We start from the raw sequence: 26,827 nt of genomic DNA, 5'->3' as shown, positions 1-26,827 counted from the left end.
CTCACTCACTCTTCGCCAAGACCGTGTACTGGGCCGCCGCGCGTTCGTGCAACCCGGGATTGACGGTGGCGCCCAGTTTGCTTTTCGCGACCACGACCCCGACGTAACGGCCGCGCACGACCGCGCACATGAGGTCGTATTTGCGCAGCGGGTCCGGTTCGTAGAGCCGCAAACAGCGTGCGTCTGGGAGCCCTGGCGGTGCTGCGACAACTTCGTCGTTCTTCGCGAGGGTCGTCAACGCGGTCTGCAGGCGAAAGGCTGATTCGAGATCTTTCGCGCGGTAGACGATTCCGGCACGCCTGCCGATCAGGTCGACGCCGGTGTCCGCGAACGCCTGCTTCATCAATGCCGAATTTCGTTCGTACTGCAACTGCCCTGAGGGCCCGTAGGCGTAGAAGTCGAGATCGTTTCCGAAGGGGTCGGTGTAGTCGGAGGCCGCGGGCAGCGCTCGCCGCATGATGCCGTCGGGATCGAACGGGACGTCGAGGACGTCTTCGAACGGTGTCGGCGACAGCTCGCTCATCTTGGCGAGTTGCAGGTCGAGGGCCTTCTTGACATGGGATTTCACCGTTGTTTCGTCGGGCTGGGGTAGCCCGTAATTCGCGACGACGAGGTAGGGACCCTTGGTCACGTAGGCGATGCCCGCCGACCAGTCCTTCGAGGAGGCCCGTGCGTTCGGGTGGCCGTCGACAGTGAAGGTGTGTGCCGCATCTCGACGGCTCACCTCGAACATCTGGTCGCCGCTTGCGCGCGCGGCCTGGTCGGTCGGGAACCGGAGCACCATCATCAGCAGTTTCTCGAGACGGCGGGGGCTGCCGTTGGTTCGTACGACGTAGGTTCCGGCGAGGAGCTTGTTGTCGGTCAACGCCGCCCGGTACTGCTCCGGCAGCGCTTCAGCGGTGAACGGGTCGCTCGGGCTGGTGAAGGTCTTGACGCCGGTGAGTTCGCCGATATCGGGGTCGACGTCGGTGGTGGGGATCATGTAGTTGAGCATTCGCTGCGCTTCGAGCCTGCGAACATCGCTGGCATCGGCGAAGTCCCGCAGCCCGAACGGGGTGGGCTCCGGTGAGTAGCTGCCCAGCTTCAGCTTCGCCAGATCGACCGGAAACATGCCGGGAAGGGCATGACCGGTGACGGTGGCCGCGCACCCGGCCGTCGCCAGTGCGCCGACCAAGGCCAGCATGAGCAGCCTCGTACGCAACTTCATCGGATCCCCCCGCGTATTTCTCCATACCCTCGCGGCATCGACTCGCGACGGTTGTCGGACGCTGCGAGAAGTCAGCCGCTTCGGGCTGTGTGTTCGGCGAGGATACTACTCGACCGTTGTGACGGCGCGCTGTGACGTGGGAGCGCGACCGCGTGGGCGGTCATCGGGTATTGGCAAACAATGCATATTGCGCGGCTGCACGTTGGTGGGCGTCCAGAAGTTGGTTGCTGCTTACTATTCCGACGTATTCGTTGTAGGCGAGGAGGCAGCTGAAGCGCTTCGAGGCGCCTGGGCGTTTGTTCTCCACGCAGGCGGAGTCGGGGAGGTTGGGGGCGTTGGCGGCGTCGGCTTCTACCTGCCAGGGGAACAATTTCTCGGCGACCGCGCGGCCTGCGGTGGATGAGTCGGGGGTGCGGACGGTGATCGAGCCCCAGGACAGGGCTACCTGTTGGGCGCTCATTTTGGTGAGTTGTTCGTCGACGTAGTGGCGGTCGGTGGGGAGTTGGTCGCCGGAGTAGTGCAGGATGCCGTGTTTGCCGGTGACCAGGTAGTAGCCCGCACCCTCGGGGTTGGCCAGTTGGTCGGGGTTGAGGGTGCGTATAAGCAGGTGGTCGGGGTCCCAGGGCAGGGTCATGACCTGTTCGTCGGTCAGGGGGGTGGTTTTGGCGAGTGCCTCGATCTGCTCGGTGTAGGCGTTCGAGGCGAGGGTGGTGAGGGCTTGCTGGTCGGGGGTGGGCACCGAGAGCAGGAAGGCGATCACGTAGGGGCCGTGGGGGAGGACGGTACGCAGGAAGGGGGAGTCAGGACGCCAATGTGACAGGGCTGCTGGGTGTTCGGGCAATGCGACCGGCTGGTTGCGGCCTTCCTGCATGCCGAAATCGGTGTCGTAGAACTCTTTTGCCGCGGCGGCCGCTCGGTCCGCGTCGGGGAACTGCAGGACCATGGTGGTGGCGGTGAGTCTGTTGTCGGCCTTCTTCGTCGGCCAGCCGCCATAGGTTTCGACGCGGGAATCCTTTGCGGCGCCGCTGGATTCGAAGCCGTACAGCATTTTGTGTTTCTTCGCGACGGCCGACATCGCTGGTTCGTCACCGAGTGCGGACGGCATCACACCGGCGGACACGGTGGTCGCGCGTTTGCCGTAGGTCATCTGAGCGTCGACGTCGCGGGAGTTGATCACGTAGTCGGCGATCCGCATCGCCGCTACCTCGTACATCTCGTAGAACGGCGGGACGGGGTCGTCGTCGTGCGCGTTGAGTGGCTCGGTGGGGTACGAGCCGACGTCGAGCGTTCGGACATCGATCTCGCCGGGCAGCGCCTGACCGGACAGCGTGGCGCCGCACGCGGACAGAACCATGGTCACAGCGGCGAGCAGGGCGTATCGGATTCTCATCGCGCGTTCACCAACAATGCGTACTGGGCGGAAATTCGCTGCTGGGCGTCGAGGAGCTGGTTCGACCAGACGTAGGCGGCGTAGCGGTCGTAGGACACCGCGCAATAGAAGCGGATCGCGATGCGCTGCTGCCTGCCGATGTATTCCTTGCACCGGGCGGTCGGCAGGTTCTTCGGCGGGGCGGCGGCGGTGAATTTGCGGGTGAGGCCACCGAGTTCGTCGCGCACGCCTTGGGCGGCGGCGATGTCGCGGGCCCGGTAGACCTCGGCGCCGTCGTTGGCGTAGAGGTCGATGCCGTAGTCGTCGATCATTTTCGTTGTGCCCACCGGATCGGAGACGAAATGGCGGGCGGTGCGGCCCGCGTAGACGCCGGGTGGGTTGATCCAGGAGTCCTCGCGGGGGCGGGGCGCGGTGCGGCCGAGCATGCCTTCGCGGTCGCGCTGCAGGGTCGTCAGCTCGGTGCTCGGGGTGGGGGTGAACTTCGCGACCGCGGGGACGATCGTGTCGAGACTCTTGCGGGTGAGGTCGAGCAGCGCCTGTTTGTCGACCTTCTCCAGCCAGATCTTCAAGTAGTCGTAGAACCAGGTGTAGATCACCAAATTGCCGGTGGCGAACCAGGATCCGATCGACTGCTGGTCGGGCTGCCAGTGCGCGGTCGCCGCGGGATAACCGGGGATCTCGATGCGCTGATTGTTCGGGGCGTAGCCGAAATCGAGTTTTTCCAGCTCGATGGCGGCGGTCGCGGCCCGCTGCGCGCTGGGGAAGATCATTACCGCGTTGACCATATCCAGGCCCATGTTCTTGGGCTCGGTCTCGGCCGAGCTCACGAACCCACCGATGAAATCAGGAGCGATCTCGGCGAAACGGTCGACGGCCATGATCTTGCCCAGCGAGGCCTCGGCGTCGAGGAAGACCGACGCGATCGTCGGATTCGTGTAGACGAACCGGGGATCGATGTCGGCGGGTATCGGCACGAAGTCGCCGAGGCGTTCGGCCTCGATGAATCGGCCCTGGTCCAGGTTGGCGACCGTGCCGACCTGGCGGGGCTGGGTCGGATAGTTGCCGACGTCGAGCGTGGCGAGGTCTACGGGGGTGTCGGTGGCGACGATCTCGTCGGGACCGCCGCAGGCGGCAACGGTGGTCAGCAGCGTGGTCGCCAGGACGCAGACGATTTTCGTGGCGCGCAACTCATTCCTCCCCGAACGATTGTCGGCATCCTACGACACCGCGATCGAGGAATGGGCAGCTACAAGCTGTTGGCCAGAAGGGCATACTGGGCGGTGATTTTCTGGCGGACTTCGGGTTCGCCGTCGGCGCTGACCATGGCCAGGTAGCGCTTGTAGGCGACGTAGCAGCGGTAGACGTAGTCGTCTTCTTTGTTGCCGTTGTCGTTGAGTTTCAGGCAGGTGGCGGTGGGGACGTCGGCGGGGGCGGTGATCGGGTCGTAGTGGCCTGCCGAGTCGATGAGGCCTTGCATGAGGGATCGGGCGGCGGGTTGGTCGCGGACGCGGGTGACGGCGCCGCCTTCGACTACCGCGTAAGCCTCGACTCCTGTTGTGGTGACGAGGTTTTGGCGGGTGGTGAGGTTGGCTGCCTTGTTGATGAGGTGTTCGGGGGCATAGGAGGCGAACGTGTACTCGCCGGGGCGCATGGTGGCGCGGTCTTCGACTATCGCGCGGGCGAGGAGGCCGGTGGGGTCGACGGGCAGGTCGGCGATCTTCTCGGCGGGGGTGGGTTCGAACTTCGAGAGCTGGGCGAGTTCGGCGGCGAGGTTCTTGTCGATCCAGGCGGTGAGGTCGGTCGCGTCGGCGCGCGGGCGCTGGATGAACAGCGAGATCACGAACTCTTTGTGGGCGAGGAAGGCGCCGATCGTGGGAACGCCCGGTCGCCAATGCAGGTAGGCCTCGGGGTATTTGGTGGAGGTGAGTTTGCGGTTCTCGGGGGAGACCGCCAGGTCGACGTCCTCGAGTTCGCGCGCGGCGAGGGTGGCGGCGGAGGCGGTGGGGAAGCGGAACAGTGCGGTGGTCAGGGCGGTCGCGTCGGGGCCGGGGCGGGTTTCGCCGGCGGGATCGGCCTTGTCCGCGCCGAGCGCGACGTAGCCGGTGATGAATTTTCGGTTCTCCAGAACAGGTTTGGAGACATTGGCGACGAAATCCAGCGCGCGTTCGATGTCGGGGACAACCACGCCGCCGCGGCCGTGCGACAGCGAAGGGTCGATCCGGACCGCGGGGACGACGGCCGCCGACATCCGCGCGCCCTCGACCAGCGCGCCCCTGTTGCCTGCGGTGTCGGTGTAGGTGTGCCGGTCGGTGGCGAAGGTTCCGGTCTCGAGACCGCGCACATCGGGTTCGCCCGCGACGGGCGTGCCGCTGACCGTGCAGCCGGTGAGGGCGATGAGGGCACCGCTCAGTGCGAGCGCGACGCGAATTCTGGTCGAATCGATCATCAGGTTCCCCTCGATGTTCCTCCCACAACACCTATGAAGTTACCGGACCGACCCCGCCCAGGGGGACCGATGCGCGGTGCTTGCCATACTCTGGATGCCATGGTCACCTCTGTGCTGCGAGGCCGATACCTGTGAGGGATCGGCAGGTCGAAGTGGTGCTCGGAAGTCACGCGGTGGCGCGGGTGGCGGGCGCGGTGATCGTGGTCGCGCATCGCGGGCAGGGCAAGCTCACGCCGGGCGATACCGCGGCGATCGCGCTGGAATCGCTGGCGGAGTTGGTGCGCGAGGCGCACGAGCAGGCGCCGTCGGGGCCCGGTTCAGTGGTGGCGCGGGAGGCGACCCGCTGGTTGATGAAGTACGCCGAGCAGATCTCGCCGGGCGTGCCGATCGATTTCGGGGTGCTCTCGGCCGCCGACAACGGTGGCGTGGCGATCTTCCTGCACGGTTCGGTGACGGCGGTGCTCGCCGACGAACGTGGGCCGGAGTACTACCGCGGCAGTGATGCGGCGTTCACCGTCGACCGGGTGGCGTCGGAGCCCGCGAAGGCGGTCGCGCTGTTCGTCGACGATGCCAAGGGGCGCATCCCGGACATGCCGACGGAACGCGGAATCGGTTGGCTGGTCGAGGGAATCGCGCAGGCGGGCGGGGCCGTGATGTGGTCCAACGATGTGCGCAGTCATGTGCGGACCGCGGAACCTGCAGGTCAAACCCGCAGGCCCCCACCACCTACCGCGCGCATCGACCGGGAACCACGTGAGCCGCAACAGGATTCACGCCCCAGCCAGCAGCCCGCGACGGGCATGCAACCGGCGACCTCGATGCTGGATGCCGTCACCGGTACTTCGCACGGCACCGTCGCCGACCCGCACAACGCCGAAACCCGGCTCTCCGGAACCAATCCCGCGCCCGAACCCGATCCCGACCTGCAGCGCAGGCTCGAGGCCACGGCGAAATCGACGGTGCTCGCGGTGAAGGTGATGGGATTCAAGTGCGCGCGTGCGCATCCCAGCGATCCCCGCTCGGCGTTCTGCACGGTGTGTGGCATGCCGGTCGACCAGACCCAGGCGCTCGCCGAAGTGGTCCGCCCGCCGCTGGGCATGCTCGTGCTCGACGACGGCATGACCTACCTGATGGCCGCCGACGCGGTGATCGGGCGCGACCCGGAGAACTCCGAAGCGGCCCTACGCGGCCTCATCCCGCTGCGCATCGACGACACCTCAGGTGGCATGTCACGCGCGCATGCCGAAGTGCACCTGGTGAATTGGGACGTCCAGCTCATCGATCGCGGTTCCACCAACGGCACCCGCAGCAGACACCCCGGCTACCGCGACTGGGTCCGCCTCACCCCGAACCAGCCGATGGTCCTCGTCCCCGGCACCGAGGTGATGATCGGCAACCGAGTACTGCGCTACGAACCGGCCGCGCCCCCGCCGTTCGGCTAGGAGTAGCGGGACAAGCAGGTGGTTTCGCCGTTGAGGACGCCTGCTCGGAAGGCGTCGACGCGGGAGAATCCGCTGGGCACCGTGTTGCCCTCGGTGTCGCTGGCGGCCAGTCCGTCGGTGAGCAGGCCCGAGACCGCTTCGTCGAGGTCGCCCGCCGACAGTTGGATGTCGCCCTGGCTCACGGGACGATCGGGTCGGGCGAGTGCGCCGGTGACCACACCGGACAGGCAGGCCGCGCGCAGACCGGTCTTCGCGCCGGTCAGCTCCTGGCCGTGGCTGCGCTGCACGGCCAGGGTGTAGCGGGAGATGAACACCACGTAGCCGTTGTAGTCGCCGCTCACCTTCACCGGCAGCGGGCCGTCGTCGTCGTTGTCGACGGCACCGCGTTCGGCCAGGCCGGGCACGTCGGTGGCGATGGTGTTCTTGGCGGGGCAGTAGGTGACCGGGTCGGTGTCCGTGCCGTCCTCGCAGTCGATGCGCGAGCCCGCGTAGGCGTAGGTCGGGGCGTCTTTCACCGGCAGGATCGCCTGCAGGGCCTTGCTCAGCTCGACGAGGTTTTCCTTGGAGACGGGGTATTCGCCGCGGCCGCTGTCGTCGGCGAAGCTCTGTGGGAGATTGCCGCGGCGCGAGTCGATCTCGTCCTCGTCGATGCCCTTGCAGCCGCGCGGGCCGTCGGTGAACCCGATCTGCACGGCGGTGACGCGTTCGAAGGCCGAACCGTGCACGCTCTCCGGATCGTCGGGATCGGAGTCGCGAATCGAAACAGTCGCGGCGAGAACGGAATTCAGGCCGTCGGAGGTGTTGATCGTGAAGTGCTCCGACTTGCCCTCGGCGACGTGGCGCATGAACGCGCCCGCGAAGCAGTCGGCCTGCTGTTCCTTCACCAGCACCGGCGTCTTCTTGGTGACCATCTTGGCCATGGTCTGGATGGCGTGGCCGTATTCGTGGGCGAGCACCATCACCACCGACATCGGGCCGAAGGTCTCGCTCATGGTCGGCAGTAGCATCTCGCGGTCCCAGCCGATGGAGTTGTCGCTGCGGCAGTAGGCGGCATTCACCAGGTGGTAGGTGGTTTCGGAGCAGAATTCGACCGACTCGCTGCGGGTGGCGCGCGCGTTCCAGGAGATCAGTTTCTCGACCGGGTCGAAGGTCTCGCCGGGGAATTCGGTGCCGAAGCCTGCCTGCCAGTAGGACTGGATGTCGTCGATCGCGTTGAGCGCCAGCTTGTCCACGTCGCCACCGTCGCCGTTGGTCGCGGTGAGCGGCGAATCGGGGACGCCGGGACGCGGTCCGTTCGGCCCGCCGGTGGTCGGCAATCCCGCCACCTGGAACGGATCGTCATAGATCGAGACGCCGTGCCCGTCGATCGCCTTCGTGCACCCGACGCCCATCAGCGCGCACAGTGCGATGGAAACGGCAATGAACACTTGACGTTTCGGCATTCGTCCCCCTGGTCGGCCGGTAACACGTGCAGGTCGATCGCCGGATCGGTATCGAAGCCGTCTCGGGGGCACCGCCGATGTCCGGGCGATGGCATAGTATCCGCTCCATGTCTTCACCGGGGGCGCAGACCATCACCGTGCGCCATGATGGAACCGAACGAGTCTTCGAAGCGAGCCAGCAGATCACCATGGGCCGCGCGCCCGAGGTCACCCTGTTCGTGGACAGCCCGCTGGTCTCGCGTGTGCACGCCACTCTGCGATTCAGCAACGGCGCCTGGGTACTCGCCGACAACGGGAGTACGAACGGGGTGTTCGTCGACGCGCGCAGGCTCAACCAGCCCGTGTCGATCGACCGGCCCACCCAGGTCCGCCTCGGTGACGCGATCACCGGGCCGCTGCTGCACCTGGTCCCCGCGGCGCCTGGGGCGCGCCACGCGGCGACCATGGTCGCGCCGCCCTCGCAACCGCAGTCGCACCAACCGCAGCCGCACCACCAGCAACCGCGTCCGCCGCAGCAGCAGCAGCATCCGGGCTTCCAGCCGCCCTCGCGCCCGCAACCGCAGCAACCGCAATTCGTGCCGACCTCGCAGCTGCCGGCGCAGCCGCAGGACAACATCAACATGACCCGCCGCGCCGACTCGTCGATGCTGCCGCCGGTCCGCAAGGCCGCCTCGACCGAACCGGTCGCGCGCGGTGACCGCATTCCGCCAGGCGGCCTGAGCATCGGCCGCACCTCCGACAACCAGATCGTAGTGAACGATCCCCTGGCCTCGCGGGCGCACGCGAAGCTGATGTCCTCGCCGGAGGGCTTGGTGATCGAGGATCTCGGGTCGGCCAACGGCACCTTCGTCAACGGTCACCGCCAGCAGCGCGTGGTCCTGCGCGAACGCGACATCGTCACCATCGGCAACATCGACTTCGTCGTCACCCAGGGTGCGCTGGCGCATCGGCAGAAGCCGGTCGCCGAGCAGGGCCTTTCGGTGCACGGGGTCGGGTTCACGGTCGAGAACAACAAGCAACTGCTCGTCGACGTGAACATGACGGCCGGGCGGGGGACGTTGACCGCGCTGATCGGGCCGTCTGGCGCGGGCAAGTCGACGCTGTCGAAGCTGATCGCGGGTAACACTCAGCCCTCGGGCGGTGTGGTGACCTTCGAGGGCCGCAACCTGCACGCCGAGTACGAGGCGCTGCGTTCGCGCATCGGCATGGTGCCCCAGGACGACGTGCTGCACCGTCAGCTCACCGTGCGCCAGGCCCTCGGCTTCGCGGCCGAGCTACGGCTGCCGCCGGATACCACCAAGGCCGACCGGCAGAAGGTGATCGACGGTGTGCTGCAAGAGCTTTCGCTCACCCAGCACGCCGATACCAGGGTGGACCGGCTCTCCGGTGGTCAGCGCAAGCGCGCGTCGGTGGCGATGGAACTGCTCACCGGTCCGTCGCTGCTGATCCTCGACGAGCCGACCTCGGGTCTGGATCCGGCGCTGGATCGGCAGGTCATGCAGATGCTGCGCGAGCTGGCCGACGCCGGTCGCGTGGTGATCGTGGTGACGCACTCGGTGGCCTGCCTCGACATGTGTGACCAGGTGGTGCTGCTGGCTCCCGGCGGGAAGACGGCGTTCGCCGGGCATCCCGGTGGGGTCGGTGCGGCGATGGGGACCAGCGACTGGGCGGAGATCTTCGCCGAGGTCGCGGCCAACCCTGATCAAGCCTTTGCGAAGTATCGGTCCAGGCAGGCCTATGTGCCGCCGCCGCCCCCGGTACAACCGAACCGCGGCAATGTGGGCGCGCCACCGCAGTCGAGTGCGATGCGGCAGTTCTCCACACTGGCTCGCAGGCAGTTGCGGTTGATCTTCTCCGACCGGGGATATCTGATCTTCCTGGTGGTGCTGCCATTCATCCTCGGTGCGTTGTCGCTGGTGGTACCCGGTAGTGACGGGTTCACCGAGGGCGCGTTGGTGCAGCTGCCAGACGGCTCCTTCGGGCGCGAAAGCGGCGGTGAGGCCCAGCAGTTGCTGGTGGTGCTCGTCCTCGGCGCGTGCTTCATGGGCGCCACGCTCAGCGTGCGTGACCTGGTGGGCGAACGGTCGATCTTCCTGCGTGAGCGCGCCGTCGGCCTGCTGCCGTCGGCATATCTGATGGCCAAGATCGTCGTGTTCAGCGTGACCGCGTTCCTGCAGTCGGCGGTGCTGATCGGCATCACGTTCCTCGGCAAGAAGGCGCCCGGCGAAGGTTCGCTGATCCCGAGCGGCAGCCTCGAGCTGTATTTCGATATCGCGATGACCGCGGTGTGCTGTGTGGTGTTCGGCCTGCTGATGTCGAGTCTGGCCAAGTCCAACGAGCAGGTCATGCCGATGCTCGTGTTGATGATCATGGTGCAGCTGGTGATGGCGGGCGGGCTGATTCCGGTGACCGACCGGGTCGGCCTCGAGCAGATCTCGTATCTGTTCCCCTCACGCTGGGGTTATGCGGCGGGTGCGTCGACGGTCGATCTGAAAAAGCTGGTCTTCGGCTCGCAGGAGGACGTGCTCTGGGACCACACCGCGTGGATCTGGCTGCTCGACATCGCGATGCTCATCGTGATCACGTCGATCCTCGCGCTGATCACCTGGAGCCGACTACGACTGAAGAAGTCCCACGCATGATCGGTCAGCGCCCGGAGGCGGCAGCTCGCATGATCGGCCAGGTCACAACCATTTCGGCGGGCATGCTGCGCGTGTCCGTCGCCGACCGGGCACACTTGAGCCTGTGACCGTTCGAGTTGGGGCCCTACATCTGGGGTGGGACGTGGTGTCCGTGGCCGCGGGTGGCGGCGCGACCCCGGTCCGCCCGGTACAGGTCGAGGGCACCTATACCCCGCCCGCCTACCTGCTCGCCGACGCCGCGGGCAGGTTGCACACCGCCGGTGTCGACCGGCAGCGACCGGATCTGGGGATGGCGATCGCCGACGTGCGCGACATCCTCGGCCACCCGCAGATCGTGATCGCCGGCGCCACCTGGCCTGCCGAGCTCGTCTTCCGGGCCCGGCTGTACAACCCCCTCGCGTCGATCGGTAAGTACCTGCAGGGCAAGCCGCAGGTGGTCGCGCTGCCGTACCCGGACAGCTGGCCCGAGGACAAGGTCGACGTCTACGCGGCGCTCGTCGAGCAGCTCGACGTGGTCGTGGAGCCGCTGCCGGAGAGCGTCGCGCTCTCGGGTTATGTCCGCGCGCTGGGCTTGGTTTCGCCGCCCAGCGAGCGGCATCGCACCGGCGTCGGCGCCACCGGGATCTACTCCGACGGGCGTTCGCTGCTGGTCGTCGCGGTGCACGGCGACGACGAGCAGCCCACCGAATCGACGGAGGTCGCGGTCGGCGCCGAGGCCCTGCGCGATGCCCGCACGGCCGACAACGTGGTGATCGAGGCGATGGCCGCGGCCCGCTCGATCGGCGCCGACACCTCGACGGTGCTGCTCGCGGGCAATGTCTGCTTCAACGACGCCCTGCGGTTCGCGTTCCAGAACCACCTCGGCCAGCGTCTGCACGTGGCCGACCATCCGATGCACGCGCTGGTCCTCGGCGCCGCGCATCTGCTGGTCACCGAGCCCGACCTCGACGACGAGGAGGACGACTATCCGGCCTCCGGACATCCTGGTCAGGCCGTCGCCGCGCAGGTCGGGTGGGGTGCGCAACCCACGGCACCGCCCGCGGCGCAACCGCCCGGACCCGCCGGCTTCGTCGCCGGGCCACCTGCCACCCAACCGCCGCAGCCGTCGGGCCCGCCCGCTCGCGCGCCGCGGCACGCGCTCGAGCACGAGGACGACGACCGCGCCGGCTTGCTCGGCAAGGTGAAGAAGGGCTTCTTCGGCGCACCGGCGGTGGTCGGCGCGCTGGCGTTGGTCGCCTTCCAGCCGAGTCCCGCCGTCGCCTCGGCCGCCGAACCGGTGAGCTGCGCGTTCACCCCGTACGCGAACACGGTTCCGCGCGAGGGTGTCGAGACCGCGCGGGGTCTGCTCGTCGACGATCGCGCCTGCGTCACCCCCGGTATCGACACCCTGCGCTACCTGCTTCCCGGTCCCGCGCGTGCGACGGATCCAGGTCCGCCGGTGGTGATCTAGCGCCACGTCGCTTCGTCGGTGCTCGTGCGCCGTCGAGGTCGGGTGCTGGTGTGCATCGCCCGATTGTGGGTCGGTGATGCGTGGCTGGTATCGTTGCCGGTTGGCGTGTGGAACGTCGAACCGTTCGCGGATCGGCGTCTCCTCGATGTCCTGGGTCTCCACCGGCCGCCAGGGCAATCCGATCCACACAACAGGGCCGGCAACACCGACGACAGACAGGGATCCACTGTGCCTACGTACAGCCCCAAGGCAGGTGACACCACTCGTCAGTGGTACGTCATCGACGCCACTGACGTAGTCCTCGGCCGTCTCGCCGTGCAGGCCGCTGGCCTGCTGCGCGGCAAGGGCAAGCCGACCTACGCTCCCCACGTCGATGGTGGCGATTTCGTCATCATCATCAACGCGGAGAAGGTTGCCATCTCCGGCAACAAGAAGAACGACAAGCTCATCCACCACCACAGCGGACACCCGGGCGGCCTCAAGTCGCGCACTGTCGGCGAGGTGTTGGCGACCCGTCCCGATCGTCTCGTGGAGAAGGCCGTCAAGGGCATGATCCCGAAGAACAAGCTGGGTAACGCGATCGCGGGCAAGCTGAAGGTCTACGCAGGCCCGAACCACCCCCACGCCGCGCAGCAGCCGGTTCCGTTCGAGATCAAGCAGGTGGCCCAGTGACCGCTCCTGAAGAGTTCGCAGCCGAAGAGTTCGACGTGGCCACCGATGAGGTCATCGTCGAGATCGTCGAAGACGGCGAAGGCTACGCCGAAGGCGAGTACGTCGAAGAAGAGCTGGCTTTCGAGCCGCTCGGCCTCGACCGCCCGGTGCAGACCGTCGGCCGCCGTAAGGAAGCCGTCGTCCGCGTTCGCATGGTGCCCGGCTCGGGCAACTTCGAGCTCAACGGCCGCACCATCGAGGATTACTTCCCGAACAAGGTGCACCAGCAGCTCGTGAAGTCCCCGCTGGTGCTGGTCGAGCGTGTCGAGAACTTCGACATCTTCGCCCGCCTGGTCGGTGGCGGCCCGTCGGGTCAGGCAGGCGCCCTGCGTCTGGCTATCGCCCGCGCGCTGATCGTGGTCACCCCGGACGACCGTCCCGCCCTCAAGCGTGCCGGCTTCCTGACGCGTGACCCGCGTGCCACCGAGCGCAAGAAGTACGGCCTGAAGAAGGCCCGTAAGGCGCCTCAGTACTCGAAGCGCTGATTTACGCACTGTCGACGGCCGTTTTCGCTTAGCTTTGGTGGAGACGGTACCGTCGGCGGAGCATGTGCGAGAGCAGGCTTCCAGCACGGCTGGTGGCCTGCTCTTGTGCTATCTGGACCTACAACGGTAGAGGGTTTATGGGACGGCTGTTCGGTACAGATGGTGTTCGAGGGCTCGCCAACGATTCGCTGAGTCCGGAGCTGGCGATGCGCGTGGCCGCCGCGGCGGCGCAGGTGCTCTCGCGTGGCAAGAAGCGCCCGGTCGCGGTGCTCGGTCGCGATCCGCGCGCCAGCGGCGAGATGCTCGAAGCCGCGGTGACCGCCGGTCTGACGTCGGTCGGCGTCGATGTTCTCTCGGTGGGCGTGCTGCCCACTCCGGCCGTGGCCTACCTGACCGGCCTGTACGACGCGTGCTTCGGCGTGATGATCTCCGCCTCGCACAACCCCATGCCCGACAACGGCATCAAGATCTTCGCGGCGGGCGGGCACAAGCTCGACGACGCCATCGAGGCCCGGATCGAAGCCCTGATCGACGAAGGCGTCACCGGACGCCCCACCGGCGCGGGCATCGGCCGGGTGCGTGGCGACTACACCGTCGAGGGCACCCACGAACGCTATGTCGAGCATCTGCTCGAATCCACCGGCCAGGATCTGTCCTCGCTGACCGTCGTCGTCGACTGCGCGCACGGTGCGGGCGCCGAGGTGGCGCCGCAGGTGTACCGGGAGGCAGGTGCGCGGGTGATCGCGATCAACGCCGAACCCAACGGGCTCAACATCAATGACGGTTGCGGTTCCACGCATCTGGACAACGTGCGGCGCGCGGTCCTCGAAAACGGCGCCGACCTGGGCATCGCCCTCGACGGTGACGCCGATCGGTGCCTCGCCGTTGACGCGTCGGGTGCTGTCGTAGACGGTGACGCGATCATGGCCGTGCTCGCGTTGGCGATGCGCGAGGCGGGCGAGTTGGTCGACAACACGCTCGTCGCGACGGTGATGAGCAACCTGGGCCTGCACATCGCGATGCGCGCCGCCGAGATCACCGTCATCACCGCGGCCGTCGGCGACCGGTACGTGCTCGAGGAACTGCGTCGCGGCGGATACAGCCTGGGTGGTGAACAGTCCGGGCACGTGGTGTTCCCGCGTTTCGGTACCACCGGCGACGGTGTGCTCACCGGGCTGCGGCTGATGGCGCGGATGGCGCAGACCCGGTCTTCGTTGGCCTCGCTGGCCTCGGTGATGACCACGGTGCCGCAGGTGCTGATCAATGTCGCGGTGTCGGACAAGAGCGCTGTCGCTGCCGCTCCCGAGGTGCTGGAGGCCGTTGCCGAGGCCGAGCGGATCCTGGGGGAGACCGGACGAGTTCTGTTGCGGCCCAGCGGAACCGAGCAGTTGGTGCGGGTGATGGTGGAGGCCACCGATCCGGCACAGGCGCGTCAGTTGGCCGATGATCTGGCCAAGCGGGTCGCTGCGGTCTAGTGCCAGGGGCGGCCCTGTGGCGTGTTCTGCTGGGCCGAACTAGTATTTGAGTACGCCGTAAGGACCTGTGTGCCCGTGGCGCGTGTGCTGCTCGGCGCAGGCGGATATTTTGGCGCGCAGCACTATTCGAAGGGGGCCGATCATGGTTCCGCCGCTGCCTGCCCGCAACTACTCCGATCAGTACCCGTACGAATACGGCGAGCCGCACCGCTGTGGTGGGGCGTGTGGACGACCGGGGTGTCGCGAAGTGCCGCAAGGGTATTCGCACACGGTGCCGATCCGTGACGAAGGCTACGGCCAGCCCGCCTACGAACCGGTCGCCGAGGCGCCACGCACCCGCGCGTTCGCGGCGCCACGCGTGCCACGGTCGCGTTCGTTCATCGCGGTCGTCGCCGTCCTCGGTGTCACTGTCGGTGCCGGGCTGATCGGGGCGAAGCTGGGTTCCGACATCGCACTGTTCGGTGCGGCCGAACCTGTTGTGGTGCAGTCGTTGTAGTGGTGCGGTCGTTCTAGAACTGACCGGCGACGAAACCGCTGAACAGCACGCCGAAGCCACCGATCTCGCCCGCGATCAGCCCGTACATCGACAGCCGTAGTTCGGCGGGGATCTGCCCGTCGAACTGGTTGGTGGTGTCGCGGCGCAACCCGTGCAGGGCATAACTGGCGATCGCGCCGACGAAGAACGCGAGAATCACCAGGTCGGCGGTCAGATTCACGATCGTCGGCCAGGCGCTGAGCTCGGTGAACACGGCCAGGAGGATCCCCGCGAAGGAATACATCAGGGCCGCGCGGTGGGCGATGTCGACATACACATGCGCGGCGCCGTCGACCCGGATGCCGTGGTACTTCCACACCCCGAGCAGCAGCGCGCTCAGGAAGATGAAACCTGTGATGAGCAGGGTGATTCGGGTGTCGATGCCTAAAGCCATGGTCATTCCTCGGTGAGTAGCCCACCGGACATGTGCCAACGACGGGTCGCACGAACAGAATCCAGCATCCGGCGATCGTGCGTGACCAGAATCAAAGTGCCGGTGAAGGATTCGACCGCCTGCTCGAGTTGTTCGATGGCGGCCAGGTCGAGGTGGTTGGTCGGTTCGTCGAGGACGAGCAGGTTCACCCCACGCGCCTGCAGTAGGGCCAGGGCGGCGCGGGTGCGTTCGCCGGGGGACAGGGTGTCGCAGGCGCGGGTCACATGCGCGCCGCGCAGGCCGAACTTGGCCAGCAGCGTGCGGACTTCGGCGTCGGGCCAGTCGGGCATCGCCGCTGCGAAGGTGTCGGCCAGCGCGTCGTCACCGCGGAACAGCCCGCGGGCCTGGTCGACCTCGCCGATCTCGACACCGGAACCCAGTGCCGCGGAACCGGAATCGGGTGCGATCTTGCCGAGCAGCAGTCCCAGCAGGGTCGACTTGCCCGAGCCGTTGGCGCCGGTGAGCACGATCCGGTCGGCCCAGTCGATCTGGGTGGTGATCGGGCCGAGGGTGAACTCGCCGCGTGCGACGGTGGCGTTGTTGGCCGTCGCGACCACCGCGCCGCTGCGGGGAGCGGACGCGATCTCCATCCGCAGTTCCCACTCCTTGCGCGGTTCGTCGACCACGTCGAGGCGTTCGATCCGGCGCTGGGTCTGGCGGGCCTTGGCGGCCTGCTTCTCGGTGGATTCCGCGCGGGTCTTACGGCCCATCTTGTCGGAGTCGTTCTTGCCCTTGCGGCGGGCATTGCGCACTCCGTGCTCGAGCCAGTTGCGTTGCATCTGCGCCCGCGACTCCAAACCCGCCTTGGTGTCGGCGAATTCGTCGTAGGCCTCGCGGGCGTGCCTGCGGGCGATCTCGCGTTCGGCGAGGTAGGCGTCGTAGCCACCGTCGTAGAAGCCGGTCTGCTGTTGCGCCAGATCGAGTTCGAGGACGCTGTTCACGGTGCGCGCCAGGAACTCTCGATCGTGGCTGATCACCATGAGCGGCACGCGCACGCCGGTGACGAACTTCTCCAGCCGGTCCAGACCGTCCATGTCGAGGTCGTTGGTCGGCTCGTCGAGCAACAGAATGTCGAAGCGCGACAACAACACCGACGCCAGCCCCGCCCGTGCGGCCTGACCGCCGGACAGGCCCGTCATCGGGGTGTCCAGACCGCTCGCCAAGCCCTCGGTGAGCCCCAGATCGGCGGCGACCTCTTCGGCGCGCTGATCGAGGTCCGCGCCACCCAACGCCAGCCAATGTTCCAGCGCGGGTGAGTAATCGTCGTCGCCACCGTCGCCGAGACGTTCGGCCGCGGCGTCCATCACCTGCTGAGCGTGCGCCACTCCGGTTCGGCGCGAAAGGAATTCGAGCACCGTCTCACCCTCGACACGCTCCGGTTCCTGGGTCAGATATCCGACCGTCGCATCCGGCGGGCTCAACGCGATGGTGCCCTCGCCAGGCTCCCGCTCGGCCAGCATCCGCAGCAGCGTCGACTTGCCCGCACCGTTCACCCCGACCAGCCCGATCACATCGCCGGGGGCGAGAGTGAAATCGAGGTCGGCGAACAGGGTCCGTTCGGCGTGCCCCGCGGACAGGCCGCTGGCGTGCAATGTCGTGCTCACCTCGACAATTGTGCCCGTCTCGGGGTTGAACCCTGAGGTCGGGGCCTCGCGAAATCAGGGTGCGGATAGGTCTGTGGACCGATGCGGGTGCGGGTCCTACCTCGGCAGTATGGAGACATCACCGCTCCACAGGAAGGCAACACCATGACCGCCCCCGCCCGCCGCCTCACCCGTTCCACCAGCAACTCCTGGATCGCAGGCGTCTGCGGTGGCCTCGCCGAACGCTACGGCTGGAACCCCAGCGTCGTCCGCCTGGTCTTCGTCGCCTCCTGCCTGCTCCCCGGCCCGCAGTTCCTGATCTACCTGGCGATGTGGATTCTCATCCCCAAGAATTAGCCCCGAACCCCGCGCCTCCCACTCGCGGATGACAAGATGGTGAGCAATCCCGCCACGTCGTCATCCGCGAGTTTTCACGTTGGAGGAGCAGTCATGGTCACCTCGGGCGAGTTCCCCGGCCTCGGCCTACCCGACATCGACGCCCACTCATCCCTGGGCGGCCTCGGCGCCGTAGAGCTGAACAACCCATCCCTGGACCTCGACAACGACGGCGTCGCCGACTCCCTCTCCACCGGCGACACCGACTCGACCAGCATCTGGTCCGACTACGACCACGACGGCCTGGCCGACCACGTCACCGTCGTCGAGGAAGACGGCGACTACGCCGCCTGGGAGTACCACCGCCATCCGGACGGGACATCGGAGTGGCGCAAGACGGACCAGGGAAACCTGGAGAAGTAGCGCACGAGGGTGCCGCTGTGGTCGAATCCGAGCACAGCGGCATTTGTCGTGTGATCGTGGAACCGATCCGGGTCTCGGCGCGTCTAAGAAGGCAGGAAGTCTTCTCCGACGGTGGGGGACGGCAACGGGATCCGGAACGGAGGGGACGTTATGGGGTACTCGAACACGCTGGGCGTGCAGACGGGTGAGCTCGGACAGTTGGGTAACGACTTGAAGATGTCGGGGGGTGCGGTCAAGGACACCGTGAAACGCATCTCCGACAACAAGTTCGGCTCAGCGGAGGCGGGGAGGAACTACGCCGCCGAGGGAAAGACCGTCACGGCCGGCATCGATGTGGCGATCGCGTGGCTGAACAACTGGAGCTCGGCCACCACGGCCATCGGCGACGGTATCGGCGCTTCGTCGATCGCCTACTCCAACACCGACGCCGAGAACGCCAAGCAGACCAACAAGGCAGGGCAGGCGCTGTAATGAGTGACGAAGGACAAGTGGGAGCCGACCGATGACTCTGTTGAGCAACCCTGCGGCGAGCATACGCGGGAAGAACGTCGATTCGCTCCTCGACGACGGTGCCACCGGACTGCAGTACTTCATCCAGCTGCTTCCCCTGTACAACAAGGCGTTCGGCAACTGCAGTCACACCGAAGCCAAGATCTGCGAATTGTATGACCAACAACGCGGTATGAATCTGGACAAGCTGGCAGACACCACCGAAGCCCTGTACAACGCCCTACAGGTCTCGGACACGCAATGGGGTGTGCAGCAAGGGCTTTCGCAGAAGATGTCGACGGTGTGGAGCAGCGGCGCTGCCGCGGAGGCCGCGTCGACGATGCTCGGCCAGCAGCTGACGCTGGCCACTGAGGATCGTACGAAGCTGAGCACGGCGGTGGAAGCGTTCGCCACCGCCACCGTCAAACTGCGCGCGCTCGTCACCCTCAAGAAGGACTGGGTCAAAGCGCTTGTCTCCGGTAACCAGGTGTTGGTCGGCGGAAAGACCGTCGCCGAAATCGACGAGATGATCGAGAAAACAGACGTTTTCGATATCGGGACGATCGGCACCGGTATCGCCGCGATGGCAGTGCCAGGCTTGGGTTTTCTCAATGCCGCGAAGACGGTATACGACAAGGAGCAATCCGAAGCGTGGTTGAAAAATGTCTTCAAACCGGACTTCGACGCCAAGCTGACGAGCTACACCACCCTGTGCTCGAGCACCGATGACGCCGTCAAACAGGCATACGGTGTACTGACAACGGCGACCAACGCGCTCGACAGCGGGGCGTACCCGCGACCGGCGGGCACCGTCACCGCTGACAACAAAGGCAACGGAACCACTCCCGGCGGCACCACGCCCGGCACGACAACACCGACGACGACTACCCCGACCACGACCACACCGACCACTACGACACCGACGACGACAACGCCGACCACGACCACACCGACCACGACTACCGACGACACGGTCAGCACGGTCGTCAGCGCGGTCACCGACGCCGCCAAGGATCTGCTGACAACGGCTGCCAGCACGCTCACCGAGAACATGGACACCATCACGTCCACGATCACCGACGGCATCGAGAACGCTGTCGGCCAGCTCGAATCGGTGGTCAAGGACACCGACGGCGACGGGGTGCCCGACATCATCGATGGCAAGTCGGCGGAATTCGACTTGGCAGGCAACAACGTCAAGGTCGAGATGGGCGAGGACGGCAATCTGAAGATGGTCGTCACCGGTGCCGACGGTCAGTCGACCGAGTACGGCATGACGATCGGCGCCGACGGTCAGCCGGTCATCACGACCGAGAGTGGGGAGCCCACCGACGACGGTGCGAGCACCGGCGACAACGAGGCGACCGAAGGCGTCCTCGGAGACGGCACGCCGAGTTCCGGCTCGGGCGCCGCCGAGGAGGAGACCGGCACGCCGAGCTCGGGCACGGGCACCGGCACGCCTGGCTCGAGCGCACCGAGCATGCCGGGTGCCACCAAGCGCGAAGACGACGGTGAGCACTACTCGCAACCGCTGCCCACCGGCGGTGACACCGAAGAAGAGCCGGTCGACACCGGTGCCGTTCTGGCCGAGGCGGGCCCGCTGTGATCGTCCGCTCATCCGTTGAGGAGCCCCGTTCATGAACTACGCACTCGAACTCGAACAGATCTTCGGCGAGCACGCGCGACGCACGGCGATCCTGCATCAGGAACTCGACGAGATCAATCGCGTGACCGCCGACCGAGACCGCGACCATGCCGAACAGCAGGCCGCCGGTCTGGAACGGGTGCTCGCGCAGGCCGAAGAGGACGAGAAGGCAAGGGTGGCAGCCGAACAGCGCCAGGCCGAACTGGACCGCCTCGAGGCCGAAGCGCAGGAGCAGCGCGATGCCATCGCGCGTGCGGCGGCGGCGCGCCGCGCGAACGACGTCGTCGCGCCATACGACGATGACGATCCCGAGGCCGAGTACTACCAGCGCAAGAGCTGGCTGGTCTGAACCGGGTTCGAGCCCGGCGTAATCGTCCAAAACGCGGCCGTTCAGTCAAAAAACTGATTCGGGAGAGGCGAATTGGGTGATTACGCCGGTCCCGTTCGTCCGCGAAAGTGGCCCGACAAGTCAAGGGGAATCGGCCCTGGATCGGGATGCAGTATGTGCAGGGGTCCGGCGCGGGCGCAGGGGGTGTTCGAGCCGTCGCCGACGGTGCGATCCGCCTCGAGGCCTGCCTCGAAAATCCGTACGGTTCTGTACGGTTTTAGTGTAGCCTCTTGCTATGACCACTATCAGGGCCGAAGAGACACGTCTTCCTCGCCGGGCAAAGGAAGCGGTGGACCGGCATGAGCGGGTCGTGGTCGTGAGTCATGACCGGCCCGCGTACGTGATCGTTCACCCGGATGAGTACCCGGAGACCGGTCGCAGACGTGGCCGTTCCATGAGTGAAGCGCTACGGCTGCTCACTTCGGCGGCGACACCGGACCCCGAATTCGGTGACGATCTTGAAGCAGTGCGTGAGTCAGTGGGGCAGATGCCGGAGGACCCGTGGGGACACTGATCGACACGACCGTGTTCATCGATCTCGAGCGTGCTCACACGCGAGGCGGTGCGTCTACCTTGGACAAGATCGCCCAGGAGCTCGGGACTCAGATCGGTTTCGATGAAGATGTGGCCATGTCTTCCATCACCGCGTCGGAACTTCTACACGGTGTCCATCGAGCCAAGCCCGAGTTCCGCTCCCGGCGTGAGGCATTTGTCGAGATGGCGATCGCCGCGTTTCCGCCGCAACCATTCGACCTGCTCGCTGCACGCATTCACGCGGGCGTATGGGCTGACCTGACCAATCGAGGTGAGGAGATCGGTGCCCACGATGTGCTCATCGCCTCGACCGCGATGAGCATCGGATGGCAGGTGGCCACCGCGAACGCACGCCACTTCAAGCGAATCCCGGGTCTAGCCGTGCTCGAAGTACGTTTCGGCTGATCTTTGCTCGTGCCGCCGACGCCTAGGAAGAGCCCGTGGTGTTCCCTGTGTTGGCTTTGAGCCATTCTGTGATTCGTCGCAGGCGTTGGGGGGCGACGATGCCGAGCACGAGCAGGGTGAACGGGAAGCCGAAGAGCACGGTGGGGATCAGATACAGCAGGTCCGCTGCGGCCGACAGGGGACTGTGGAAGGCGTAGGGGTTCTTGCCGATGGCGATCAATCGTGGTCGGGCCGTTACTGTTTCGCCGACCTGCACACCGTACAGGAGAACTTTGCTGTTGTCGGAGATTGCCCGGCCTTCGCCTGGATCGCTTCGGCCGGCGCTGAAACCCGAAGATCCCTTGGTGACGACAACTTGTTCGGGTGTTCCGTAGCCGAGCCAGTAGGCGGCGACGTTGATCGGTTGGCTGGCGAAGAACAGGGTCGCCGAACCGAGGCAGAGCCCGAAGACGGCGAACAGTAGATAGATCAGGAACACTGTTCGCTTCGGGGAATCCTGTTGCTGCACTGGATGACTCGTGAACTCAGCCGCGAATCAGTTTGGCGACTGTGCCGATGGACAGCTTGGGGGCTTCGACTTCGACCTCGGCGTGGGGGTCGACCACCTTGGTGTGCGGGATGTCGGCTTCCGGGTCGGCGAAGGCCGCGTACTTCTTGTCGGCGAGGACCGTCGCGAGGAGGTAGCCGGTGACCAGAGCTCGGGTGGTTTTGTCAGTTTTGTGGTTGTAGCGGCCCGCGCCGAGTGCGGCGAAGAGGCGGCGGCCTTCGACGATGTCGGTGGCGGAGGCGCCGTCGATGGTGCGCAGGACCGACGGGCCCGACCAGGCGGAGGCCAGGGGGCGGGCGTTGGAGCTGACCGAGTCGAGGTCGTCGCCGGTCAGGATGAGGCCGGGCGTGTCCAGTTCGGGGGCGATGTTCTCCGCGGCGGGGGAGGTGGAGGCCGGGAAGAGGGCGACGACGGCGGCTACGCGGCGTTGAGCTGCGGCGATCACGGCGGCACCGGCTCCCATGCCGTGGCCGGCTAGAGCGAGGCGGTCGGGGTGGACGCTGATGGTGCCGTCGCCGAGGCGGACTTTGCTGACGATGTCGAGCGTGGTGAGCAAGTCGGTGCCGAGGTCGAGGTGTGAGGGGATCGGGCCGCGTTCGGTATCGGGTGCGGCGACCACGAAACCCCACGACGCGATGTGCTCCAGGAGGCCTTTGTAGTTCTCGGCGCTGGTCAGCCAGCCGTGCGCGAACGCGACAGCGGGCAGGTTCAGGCCGGACTCGGGTGTGTACACCACACCCGGCTGTCCCGCGATCCCTAGATTCCCGCGCAACACCCGGTGGGGGCCGCGAACGGACAGGGCGCTCAGGAGCGATTTCACAGTGGCCGACACGGCCAGAACACTAGCGGATCAGTAGGGTGGTGGACCATGTGCGGAATCGTGGGGTACGTCGGATACCGGGATGCGCTCGGCGTTGTCGTCGATGCGCTGCGACGCATGGAGTATCGCGGATACGACTCGGCGGGGGTCGCGATCCTCGATGGAAACGGTGCTCTCGCGGTCGAGCGTAAGGCGGGGCGGCTGGCCAATTTGGAGGCCGAGCTCGACGAGGTGGGTACTGCGAAGTTCGCCGGGTCGACCGGGATGGGGCATACCCGCTGGGCCACGCACGGTGCGCCGACCGACCGCAATGCGCACCCGCATCGCGATATCTCCGGCAAGCTCGCCGTGGTCCACAACGGCATTCTCGAGAACTTCGCGCCGCTGCGCCGCGAGCTCGAGGACGCGGGCGTGGAACTGCTGAGCGACACCGATACCGAGGTCGCGGTGCATCTGGTGTCGCGCGCCTACGCCGCAGGGCCCACCGCGGGTGACTTCACGGCGAGCGCGCTGGCCGTGGTGCAGCGCCTGGAAGGTGCGTTCACGCTGGTGTTCACCCATGCCGATCATCCCGACACGATCGTGGCGGCTCGCCGGTCGACGCCGCTGGTCGTGGGGGTCGGCGAGGGGGAGATGTTCATCGCCTCCGATGTCACCGCGTTCATCGAGCACACCCGTGAGGCGGTCGAGCTCGGACAGGACCAGGCCGTGGTGATCACCAAGGACGGGTACACCGTCACCGACTTCGCGGGTAATACCGAGGGTGTGGTCAGCCGGCCGTTCACCATCGACTGGGACCTCGCCGCCGCCGAGAAGGGCGGCCACGACTACTTCATGCTCAAGGAGATCGAGGAGCAGCCCACCGCCGTCGCCGACACCCTGATGGGGCATTTCGTCGTCGACGAGAAGGGCGGCCGGATCGTCCTCGACGAACAGCGTCTCGCCGATCAGGAACTTCGCGAGTTCGACAAGGTGTTCGTTGTCGCGTGTGGCAGTTCGTATCACGCGGGGTTGCTCGCCAAGTACGCGATCGAGCACTGGACCCGGGTGCCCGTGGAGGTCGAGCTCGCCAGCGAATTCCGTTATCGCGACCCAGTTCTCGACCGGTCGACGCTGGTGGTGGCGATTTCGCAGTCCGGCGAGACCGCCGACACCCTCGAAGCAGTGCGTCACGCCAAGGAGCAGAAGGCGCGTGTGCTGGCCATCTGCAACACCAACGGAGCCCAGATTCCGCGCGAATCCGACGCGGTGATCTACACGCGGACCGGGCCCGAGATCGGCGTCGCGTCGACCAAGGCGTTCCTGGCGCAGGTGGCCGCCAACTACCTGGTCGGTCTGGCGCTGGCTCAGGCGCGCGGGACCAAGTACCCCGACGAGGTGGCTCGCGAGTTCGCCGAGCTCGAGTCGATGCCGAAGCTGATCTCCCGGGTCCTCGAGACCGCACCGCAGGTTCGCGCCATCGCGCGCGAACTGGCGCATGTGCCGACGGTGCTGTTCCTCGGTCGCCACGTGGGCTACCCGGTGGCCCTGGAAGGCGCGCTCAAGCTCAAGGAACTGGCCTACATGCACGCCGAGGGTTTCGCCGCGGGCGAGCTCAAGCACGGGCCGATCGCGCTGATCGAAGAAGGCCTGCCGGTGATCATCGTGATGCCGTCCCCGAAGGGGCGGGCGGTGCTGCATTCCAAGCTGCTCAGCAACATTCGCGAGATCCAGGCGCGTGGAGCCCGCACGATCGTGATCGCCGAAGAGGGCGACGACACGGTACGCCCGTTCGCCGACGACCTGATCGAAATCCCGGCCGCCCCGACCCTGTACCAGCCGTTGCTGTCCACAGTGCCGCTGCAGATCTTCGCCGCCGAGGTGGCGCAGACCCTGGGCTACGACGTGGACAAGCCCCGCAACCTGGCCAAGTCGGTCACGGTCGAATAGGGCTCGAAGTCGGCCTCGTCGGCACTGCTACTTGACTGTGATGGTGCCGCGCATGTCCGGGTGGATCGTGCACATGTAGCGGTAGGTGCCTGGTTGGGTGAAGGTGTGGGACCACTCGCCCTTGTCGATGATGGGGCTGTTGATGACCATCGCCTTGTCGCCGATGCCCTGCACGTTGTGCGGGGCCTTGTCGGAGAACTTCCAGGTGACCGTTTCGCCGACCTTGATGGTGGCGTCGGCGGGGGAGTACTTCATGTTGCCGACGTCGACCGTGAGGTTGGCCGGGGGATGCGGCTGGGCGGTGGTCGTGGTGGTGCCAGGGCGGGGTTTGAGGGTTGTGGTTTTGGCGGCGTTACCCGAGTCGCCGGAACAACCGGCTGCGAACAGGGCGGCGGCCACGACTGTTGCGGTGATGAACCGGGCGGATGCGGCGCGGTGACGAACCATCGACATGGGTGTGGAGCGTAGTCTGCGAGCGACCCTGGGCCGGTCGGCGGCCCGTTTTCGGTGGCTGGGAGGCGAGTATGTCGGATCGGCGTGGCTACTACACCGTCGACGAGGTTCGGGCTGCGGAAGCTGAGCTGTTCACGCGGGTGCCTGCGGGAATGCCGATGCGACGCGCTGCCTTCGGACTGGCCGGGGTGGTCGTCGACGAATTGCGTTCGCGGACTGGAGGAGTGGCCGGGCGAACGGTGGGTTTGCTTGTGGGGTCGGGGGATAACGGCGGGGACGCGTTGTGGGCTGGGGCCTTGTTGCGGCGGCGCGGGGTTCGGGTAATCGCCGTGTTGTTGAATCCTGAACGCGCGCATGGGGAGGGGCTCGCCGCGTTGCGGGCTGCTGGGGGACGGGTGGTCGATCGGCTCGATGCTGTTGACCTGGTGATCGACGGGATCGTGGGGATTTCCGGGCGTGGGCCGTTGCGGTCCGGTGCTGCGGAAGTTGTTGCGGCCGTGGCTGTTCCAATCGTATCCGCTGATCTTCCCAGTGGGGTCGATCCTGATACGGGGGCTGTGGACGGCCCGGCGGTGACGGCAGATGTGACGGTTGCGTTCGGTGCCTACAAGCCGGTGCACGCGTTGGCGGTGCCGTACTGTGGGCGAATTGTTTTGGTGCCGATCGGGTTACGGCTCGGTGCGGCGGGACTGGCGCAGCTCGAGCCTGCGGCGGTAGGGGTTGGATGGCCGGTGCCCGGGCCCGCTGATGACAAATACAGCCAGGGCGTGACCGGGGTTTGCGCTGGGAGCGCGAAGTATCCGGGGGCGGGGGTGTTGTGCACGGGCGGTGCGGTGGTGGCGACGTCGGGGATGGTTCGGTATGTGGGGTCCGATACCGAGGTGTTGGAGAAATTTCCCGAAGTTGTTGCCAGCTCGACGATTTCGGAGACCGGTCGGGTACAGGCATGGGTGTTCGGGCCGGGCGGCGGGACCGATTCGGCGGCTCGGGATCGGTTGGCCGAGGTGCTGGGGAGTGATCTGCCGGTGCTCGTCGATGCTGATGGGCTGACGATTCTTGCTGACGAACCAGGGTTGGGTCGGGGGCGTTCGGCCCCTACGGTGCTCACGCCGCATGCGGGGGAGTTCGCGAGGCTGACGGGGGCTGAGGTGGGGGACGATCGGGTGCGGGCGGTGCGAGGGCTGGCCGAGGAATGGGGGGTGACGGTGCTGCTCAAGGGGCGGGCGACGGTGATCGCTTCGCCGGGGGAGGTCACGCTGGTCAACGACGCCGGTGGGGATTGGGCTGCTACGCCGGGGTCGGGGGACGTGTTGTCCGGGATCATCGGGGCGCTGCTCGCTGCTGGGCGCGCTCCGGGGTTGGCTGCGGCTGCGGGGGCGCGGGTTCATGCTTTGGCGGCCAATTTGGCTGCGTACGGCGGGCAAGACGCGGGGGCGCCTATTTCAGCGACGCCTTTGCTCGGGCATGTTCGGGATGCGGTGCGGGTGTTGCGGGAGGCTGGGTCTCAGGGGTTCGCCGGTCCCCGGCAGGTTTGACGCTGTGTTTGTTGGAGCGCTGGCGCGCTCGAGTCGCGGCCCCAAGGGGCCGCCGGTTAGCCACCGGGGCTTGCTCCTTCGT

At 66.7% G+C, this 26,827-nt stretch carries 26 protein-coding genes; 16 read left to right on the top strand and 10 right to left on the bottom strand.

Annotation, left to right across the window (positions count from 1 at the left end; genetic code table 11):
• Position 1: 1 nt before the first annotated feature.
• The 4 genes from ACFW6D_RS10625 to ACFW6D_RS10610 all read right to left on the bottom strand — a co-directional run bounded on the left by ACFW6D_RS10625 (position 2) and on the right by ACFW6D_RS10610 (position 5,043).
• Positions 2 to 1,207 carry a hypothetical protein gene (locus ACFW6D_RS10625; RefSeq protein ID WP_379326907.1) on the bottom strand — a complete coding sequence of 402 codons (1,206 nt, stop codon included), beginning with the start codon at positions 1,205 to 1,207 and terminating at the stop codon, positions 2 to 4.
• Between the two features lie 160 nt (positions 1,208 to 1,367).
• On the bottom strand, positions 1,368 to 2,597 hold the full coding sequence (locus ACFW6D_RS10620; RefSeq protein WP_379326905.1) for a hypothetical protein: 1,230 nt from the start codon (positions 2,595 to 2,597) through the stop codon (positions 1,368 to 1,370).
• Positions 2,594 to 3,784, bottom strand: a complete 1,191-nt coding sequence (locus ACFW6D_RS10615) for a hypothetical protein (RefSeq protein WP_379326903.1) — start codon at positions 3,782 to 3,784, stop codon at positions 2,594 to 2,596. Before ACFW6D_RS10615 ends, ACFW6D_RS10620 begins: the two co-directional genes overlap by 4 nt.
• A 59-nt stretch (positions 3,785 to 3,843) precedes the next feature.
• On the bottom strand, positions 3,844 to 5,043 hold the full coding sequence (locus ACFW6D_RS10610; RefSeq protein ID WP_379326901.1) for a hypothetical protein: 1,200 nt from the start codon (positions 5,041 to 5,043) through the stop codon (positions 3,844 to 3,846).
• 131 nt (positions 5,044 to 5,174) lie between these two features.
• Between ACFW6D_RS10610 and ACFW6D_RS10605 the strand changes: the two genes are divergently transcribed.
• Positions 5,175 to 6,485, top strand: coding sequence for an FHA domain-containing protein (locus ACFW6D_RS10605; RefSeq protein ID WP_379326899.1), 1,311 nt, complete (start codon positions 5,175 to 5,177; stop codon positions 6,483 to 6,485).
• Here ACFW6D_RS10605 and ACFW6D_RS10600 read toward each other — a convergent pair.
• Positions 6,482 to 7,927, bottom strand: a complete 1,446-nt coding sequence (locus tag ACFW6D_RS10600) for a metallopeptidase (RefSeq protein ID WP_379326897.1) — start codon at positions 7,925 to 7,927, stop codon at positions 6,482 to 6,484. The two genes, ACFW6D_RS10605 and ACFW6D_RS10600, sit on opposite strands and share 4 nt — an antisense overlap.
• A gap of 107 nt (positions 7,928 to 8,034) precedes the next feature.
• Here ACFW6D_RS10600 and ACFW6D_RS10595 point away from each other — a divergent pair, with 107 nt between their 5' ends.
• The 6 genes from ACFW6D_RS10595 (at position 8,035) to ACFW6D_RS10570 (ending at position 15,186) form a co-directional block, all read left to right on the top strand.
• On the top strand, positions 8,035 to 10,569 hold the full coding sequence (locus tag ACFW6D_RS10595) for an FHA domain-containing protein (protein ID WP_379326895.1): 2,535 nt from the start codon (positions 8,035 to 8,037) through the stop codon (positions 10,567 to 10,569).
• Between the two features lie 103 nt (positions 10,570 to 10,672).
• On the top strand, positions 10,673 to 12,019 hold the full coding sequence (locus ACFW6D_RS10590; RefSeq protein ID WP_379326893.1) for a hypothetical protein: 1,347 nt from the start codon (positions 10,673 to 10,675) through the stop codon (positions 12,017 to 12,019).
• 228 nt (positions 12,020 to 12,247) lie between these two features.
• A complete protein-coding gene (gene rplM / locus ACFW6D_RS10585) occupies positions 12,248 to 12,691 on the top strand; it encodes a 50S ribosomal protein L13 (protein ID WP_379235677.1) in 444 nt (147 codons plus the stop codon).
• Positions 12,688 to 13,215 carry a 30S ribosomal protein S9 gene (gene rpsI, locus ACFW6D_RS10580; RefSeq protein ID WP_379235679.1) on the top strand — a complete coding sequence of 176 codons (528 nt, stop codon included), beginning with the start codon at positions 12,688 to 12,690 and terminating at the stop codon, positions 13,213 to 13,215. Before rplM ends, rpsI begins: the two co-directional genes overlap by 4 nt.
• A gap of 137 nt (positions 13,216 to 13,352) precedes the next feature.
• The gene (gene glmM / locus ACFW6D_RS10575) at positions 13,353 to 14,690 is read left to right on the top strand and encodes a phosphoglucosamine mutase (protein ID WP_379326891.1); all 1,338 of its coding nucleotides are present in this window, start codon (positions 13,353 to 13,355) and stop codon (positions 14,688 to 14,690) included.
• Between the two features lie 142 nt (positions 14,691 to 14,832).
• Positions 14,833 to 15,186: a hypothetical protein gene (locus ACFW6D_RS10570; RefSeq protein ID WP_379326889.1), complete on the top strand. Its 354-nt coding sequence runs from the start codon at positions 14,833 to 14,835 to the stop codon at positions 15,184 to 15,186.
• A 13-nt stretch (positions 15,187 to 15,199) separates the two neighbouring features.
• Here the strand turns inward: ACFW6D_RS10570 and ACFW6D_RS10565 are convergent, their stop codons facing one another.
• The gene (locus tag ACFW6D_RS10565) at positions 15,200 to 15,625 is read right to left on the bottom strand and encodes a hypothetical protein (RefSeq protein WP_379326887.1); all 426 of its coding nucleotides are present in this window, start codon (positions 15,623 to 15,625) and stop codon (positions 15,200 to 15,202) included.
• A complete protein-coding gene (locus tag ACFW6D_RS10560) occupies positions 15,622 to 17,262 on the bottom strand; it encodes an ABC-F family ATP-binding cassette domain-containing protein (RefSeq protein WP_379326885.1) in 1,641 nt (546 codons plus the stop codon). The genes ACFW6D_RS10565 and ACFW6D_RS10560 overlap by 4 nt, the downstream gene beginning before the upstream one ends.
• Positions 17,263 to 17,406: 144 nt before the next feature.
• On the opposite strand from ACFW6D_RS10560, the gene ACFW6D_RS10555 reads away from it, so the two are divergent.
• The 7 genes from ACFW6D_RS10555 to ACFW6D_RS10525 all read left to right on the top strand — a co-directional run bounded on the left by ACFW6D_RS10555 (position 17,407) and on the right by ACFW6D_RS10525 (position 21,461).
• The gene (locus ACFW6D_RS10555; protein WP_379326883.1) at positions 17,407 to 17,598 is read left to right on the top strand and encodes a PspC domain-containing protein; all 192 of its coding nucleotides are present in this window, start codon (positions 17,407 to 17,409) and stop codon (positions 17,596 to 17,598) included.
• A 93-nt stretch (positions 17,599 to 17,691) separates the two neighbouring features.
• Positions 17,692 to 18,000, top strand: coding sequence for a DUF6802 family protein (locus ACFW6D_RS10550; protein WP_379326881.1), 309 nt, complete (start codon positions 17,692 to 17,694; stop codon positions 17,998 to 18,000).
• A gap of 150 nt (positions 18,001 to 18,150) precedes the next feature.
• Complete coding sequence (locus ACFW6D_RS10545) at positions 18,151 to 18,471, top strand: hypothetical protein (protein ID WP_379326879.1); 321 nt, start codon at positions 18,151 to 18,153, stop codon at positions 18,469 to 18,471.
• Between the two features lie 31 nt (positions 18,472 to 18,502).
• Positions 18,503 to 20,095, top strand: coding sequence for a hypothetical protein (locus ACFW6D_RS10540; RefSeq protein ID WP_379326877.1), 1,593 nt, complete (start codon positions 18,503 to 18,505; stop codon positions 20,093 to 20,095).
• A gap of 31 nt (positions 20,096 to 20,126) precedes the next feature.
• Positions 20,127 to 20,483 (top strand): hypothetical protein, encoded by a 357-nt coding sequence (locus tag ACFW6D_RS10535; RefSeq protein ID WP_379326875.1) that lies wholly within the window; start codon positions 20,127 to 20,129, stop codon positions 20,481 to 20,483.
• A gap of 274 nt (positions 20,484 to 20,757) precedes the next feature.
• Positions 20,758 to 21,036 (top strand): hypothetical protein, encoded by a 279-nt coding sequence (locus tag ACFW6D_RS10530; protein ID WP_379326873.1) that lies wholly within the window; start codon positions 20,758 to 20,760, stop codon positions 21,034 to 21,036.
• A complete protein-coding gene (locus ACFW6D_RS10525; RefSeq protein ID WP_379326871.1) occupies positions 21,024 to 21,461 on the top strand; it encodes a type II toxin-antitoxin system VapC family toxin in 438 nt (145 codons plus the stop codon). Before ACFW6D_RS10530 ends, ACFW6D_RS10525 begins: the two co-directional genes overlap by 13 nt.
• 22 nt (positions 21,462 to 21,483) lie before the next feature.
• Here the strand turns inward: ACFW6D_RS10525 and ACFW6D_RS10520 are convergent, their stop codons facing one another.
• Both ACFW6D_RS10520 and ACFW6D_RS10515 read right to left on the bottom strand, forming a co-directional pair.
• The gene (locus ACFW6D_RS10520; RefSeq protein ID WP_379326869.1) at positions 21,484 to 21,969 is read right to left on the bottom strand and encodes a hypothetical protein; all 486 of its coding nucleotides are present in this window, start codon (positions 21,967 to 21,969) and stop codon (positions 21,484 to 21,486) included.
• A 16-nt stretch (positions 21,970 to 21,985) separates the two neighbouring features.
• On the bottom strand, positions 21,986 to 22,840 hold the full coding sequence (locus ACFW6D_RS10515; RefSeq protein WP_379326867.1) for a dienelactone hydrolase family protein: 855 nt from the start codon (positions 22,838 to 22,840) through the stop codon (positions 21,986 to 21,988).
• 36 nt (positions 22,841 to 22,876) lie between these two features.
• On the opposite strand from ACFW6D_RS10515, the gene glmS reads away from it, so the two are divergent.
• Positions 22,877 to 24,757 carry a glutamine--fructose-6-phosphate transaminase (isomerizing) gene (gene glmS, locus ACFW6D_RS10510; protein WP_379326865.1) on the top strand — a complete coding sequence of 627 codons (1,881 nt, stop codon included), beginning with the start codon at positions 22,877 to 22,879 and terminating at the stop codon, positions 24,755 to 24,757.
• Positions 24,758 to 24,784: 27 nt separating this feature from the next.
• On the opposite strand, the gene ACFW6D_RS10505 is transcribed toward glmS, so the two are convergent.
• A complete protein-coding gene (locus ACFW6D_RS10505; protein ID WP_379326863.1) occupies positions 24,785 to 25,210 on the bottom strand; it encodes a plastocyanin/azurin family copper-binding protein in 426 nt (141 codons plus the stop codon).
• Between the two features lie 71 nt (positions 25,211 to 25,281).
• On the opposite strand from ACFW6D_RS10505, the gene ACFW6D_RS10500 reads away from it, so the two are divergent.
• Positions 25,282 to 26,745, top strand: coding sequence for a bifunctional ADP-dependent NAD(P)H-hydrate dehydratase/NAD(P)H-hydrate epimerase (locus ACFW6D_RS10500; protein ID WP_379326861.1), 1,464 nt, complete (start codon positions 25,282 to 25,284; stop codon positions 26,743 to 26,745).
• Positions 26,746 to 26,827: the final 82 nt, after the last annotated feature.

The sequence above is a fragment of the Nocardia sp. NPDC058705 genome, assembly GCF_042749305.1.
Classification (GTDB): Bacteria; Actinomycetota; Actinomycetes; order Mycobacteriales; family Mycobacteriaceae; genus Nocardia.
This window is presented reverse-complemented; position numbering and strand designations above follow the sequence as displayed.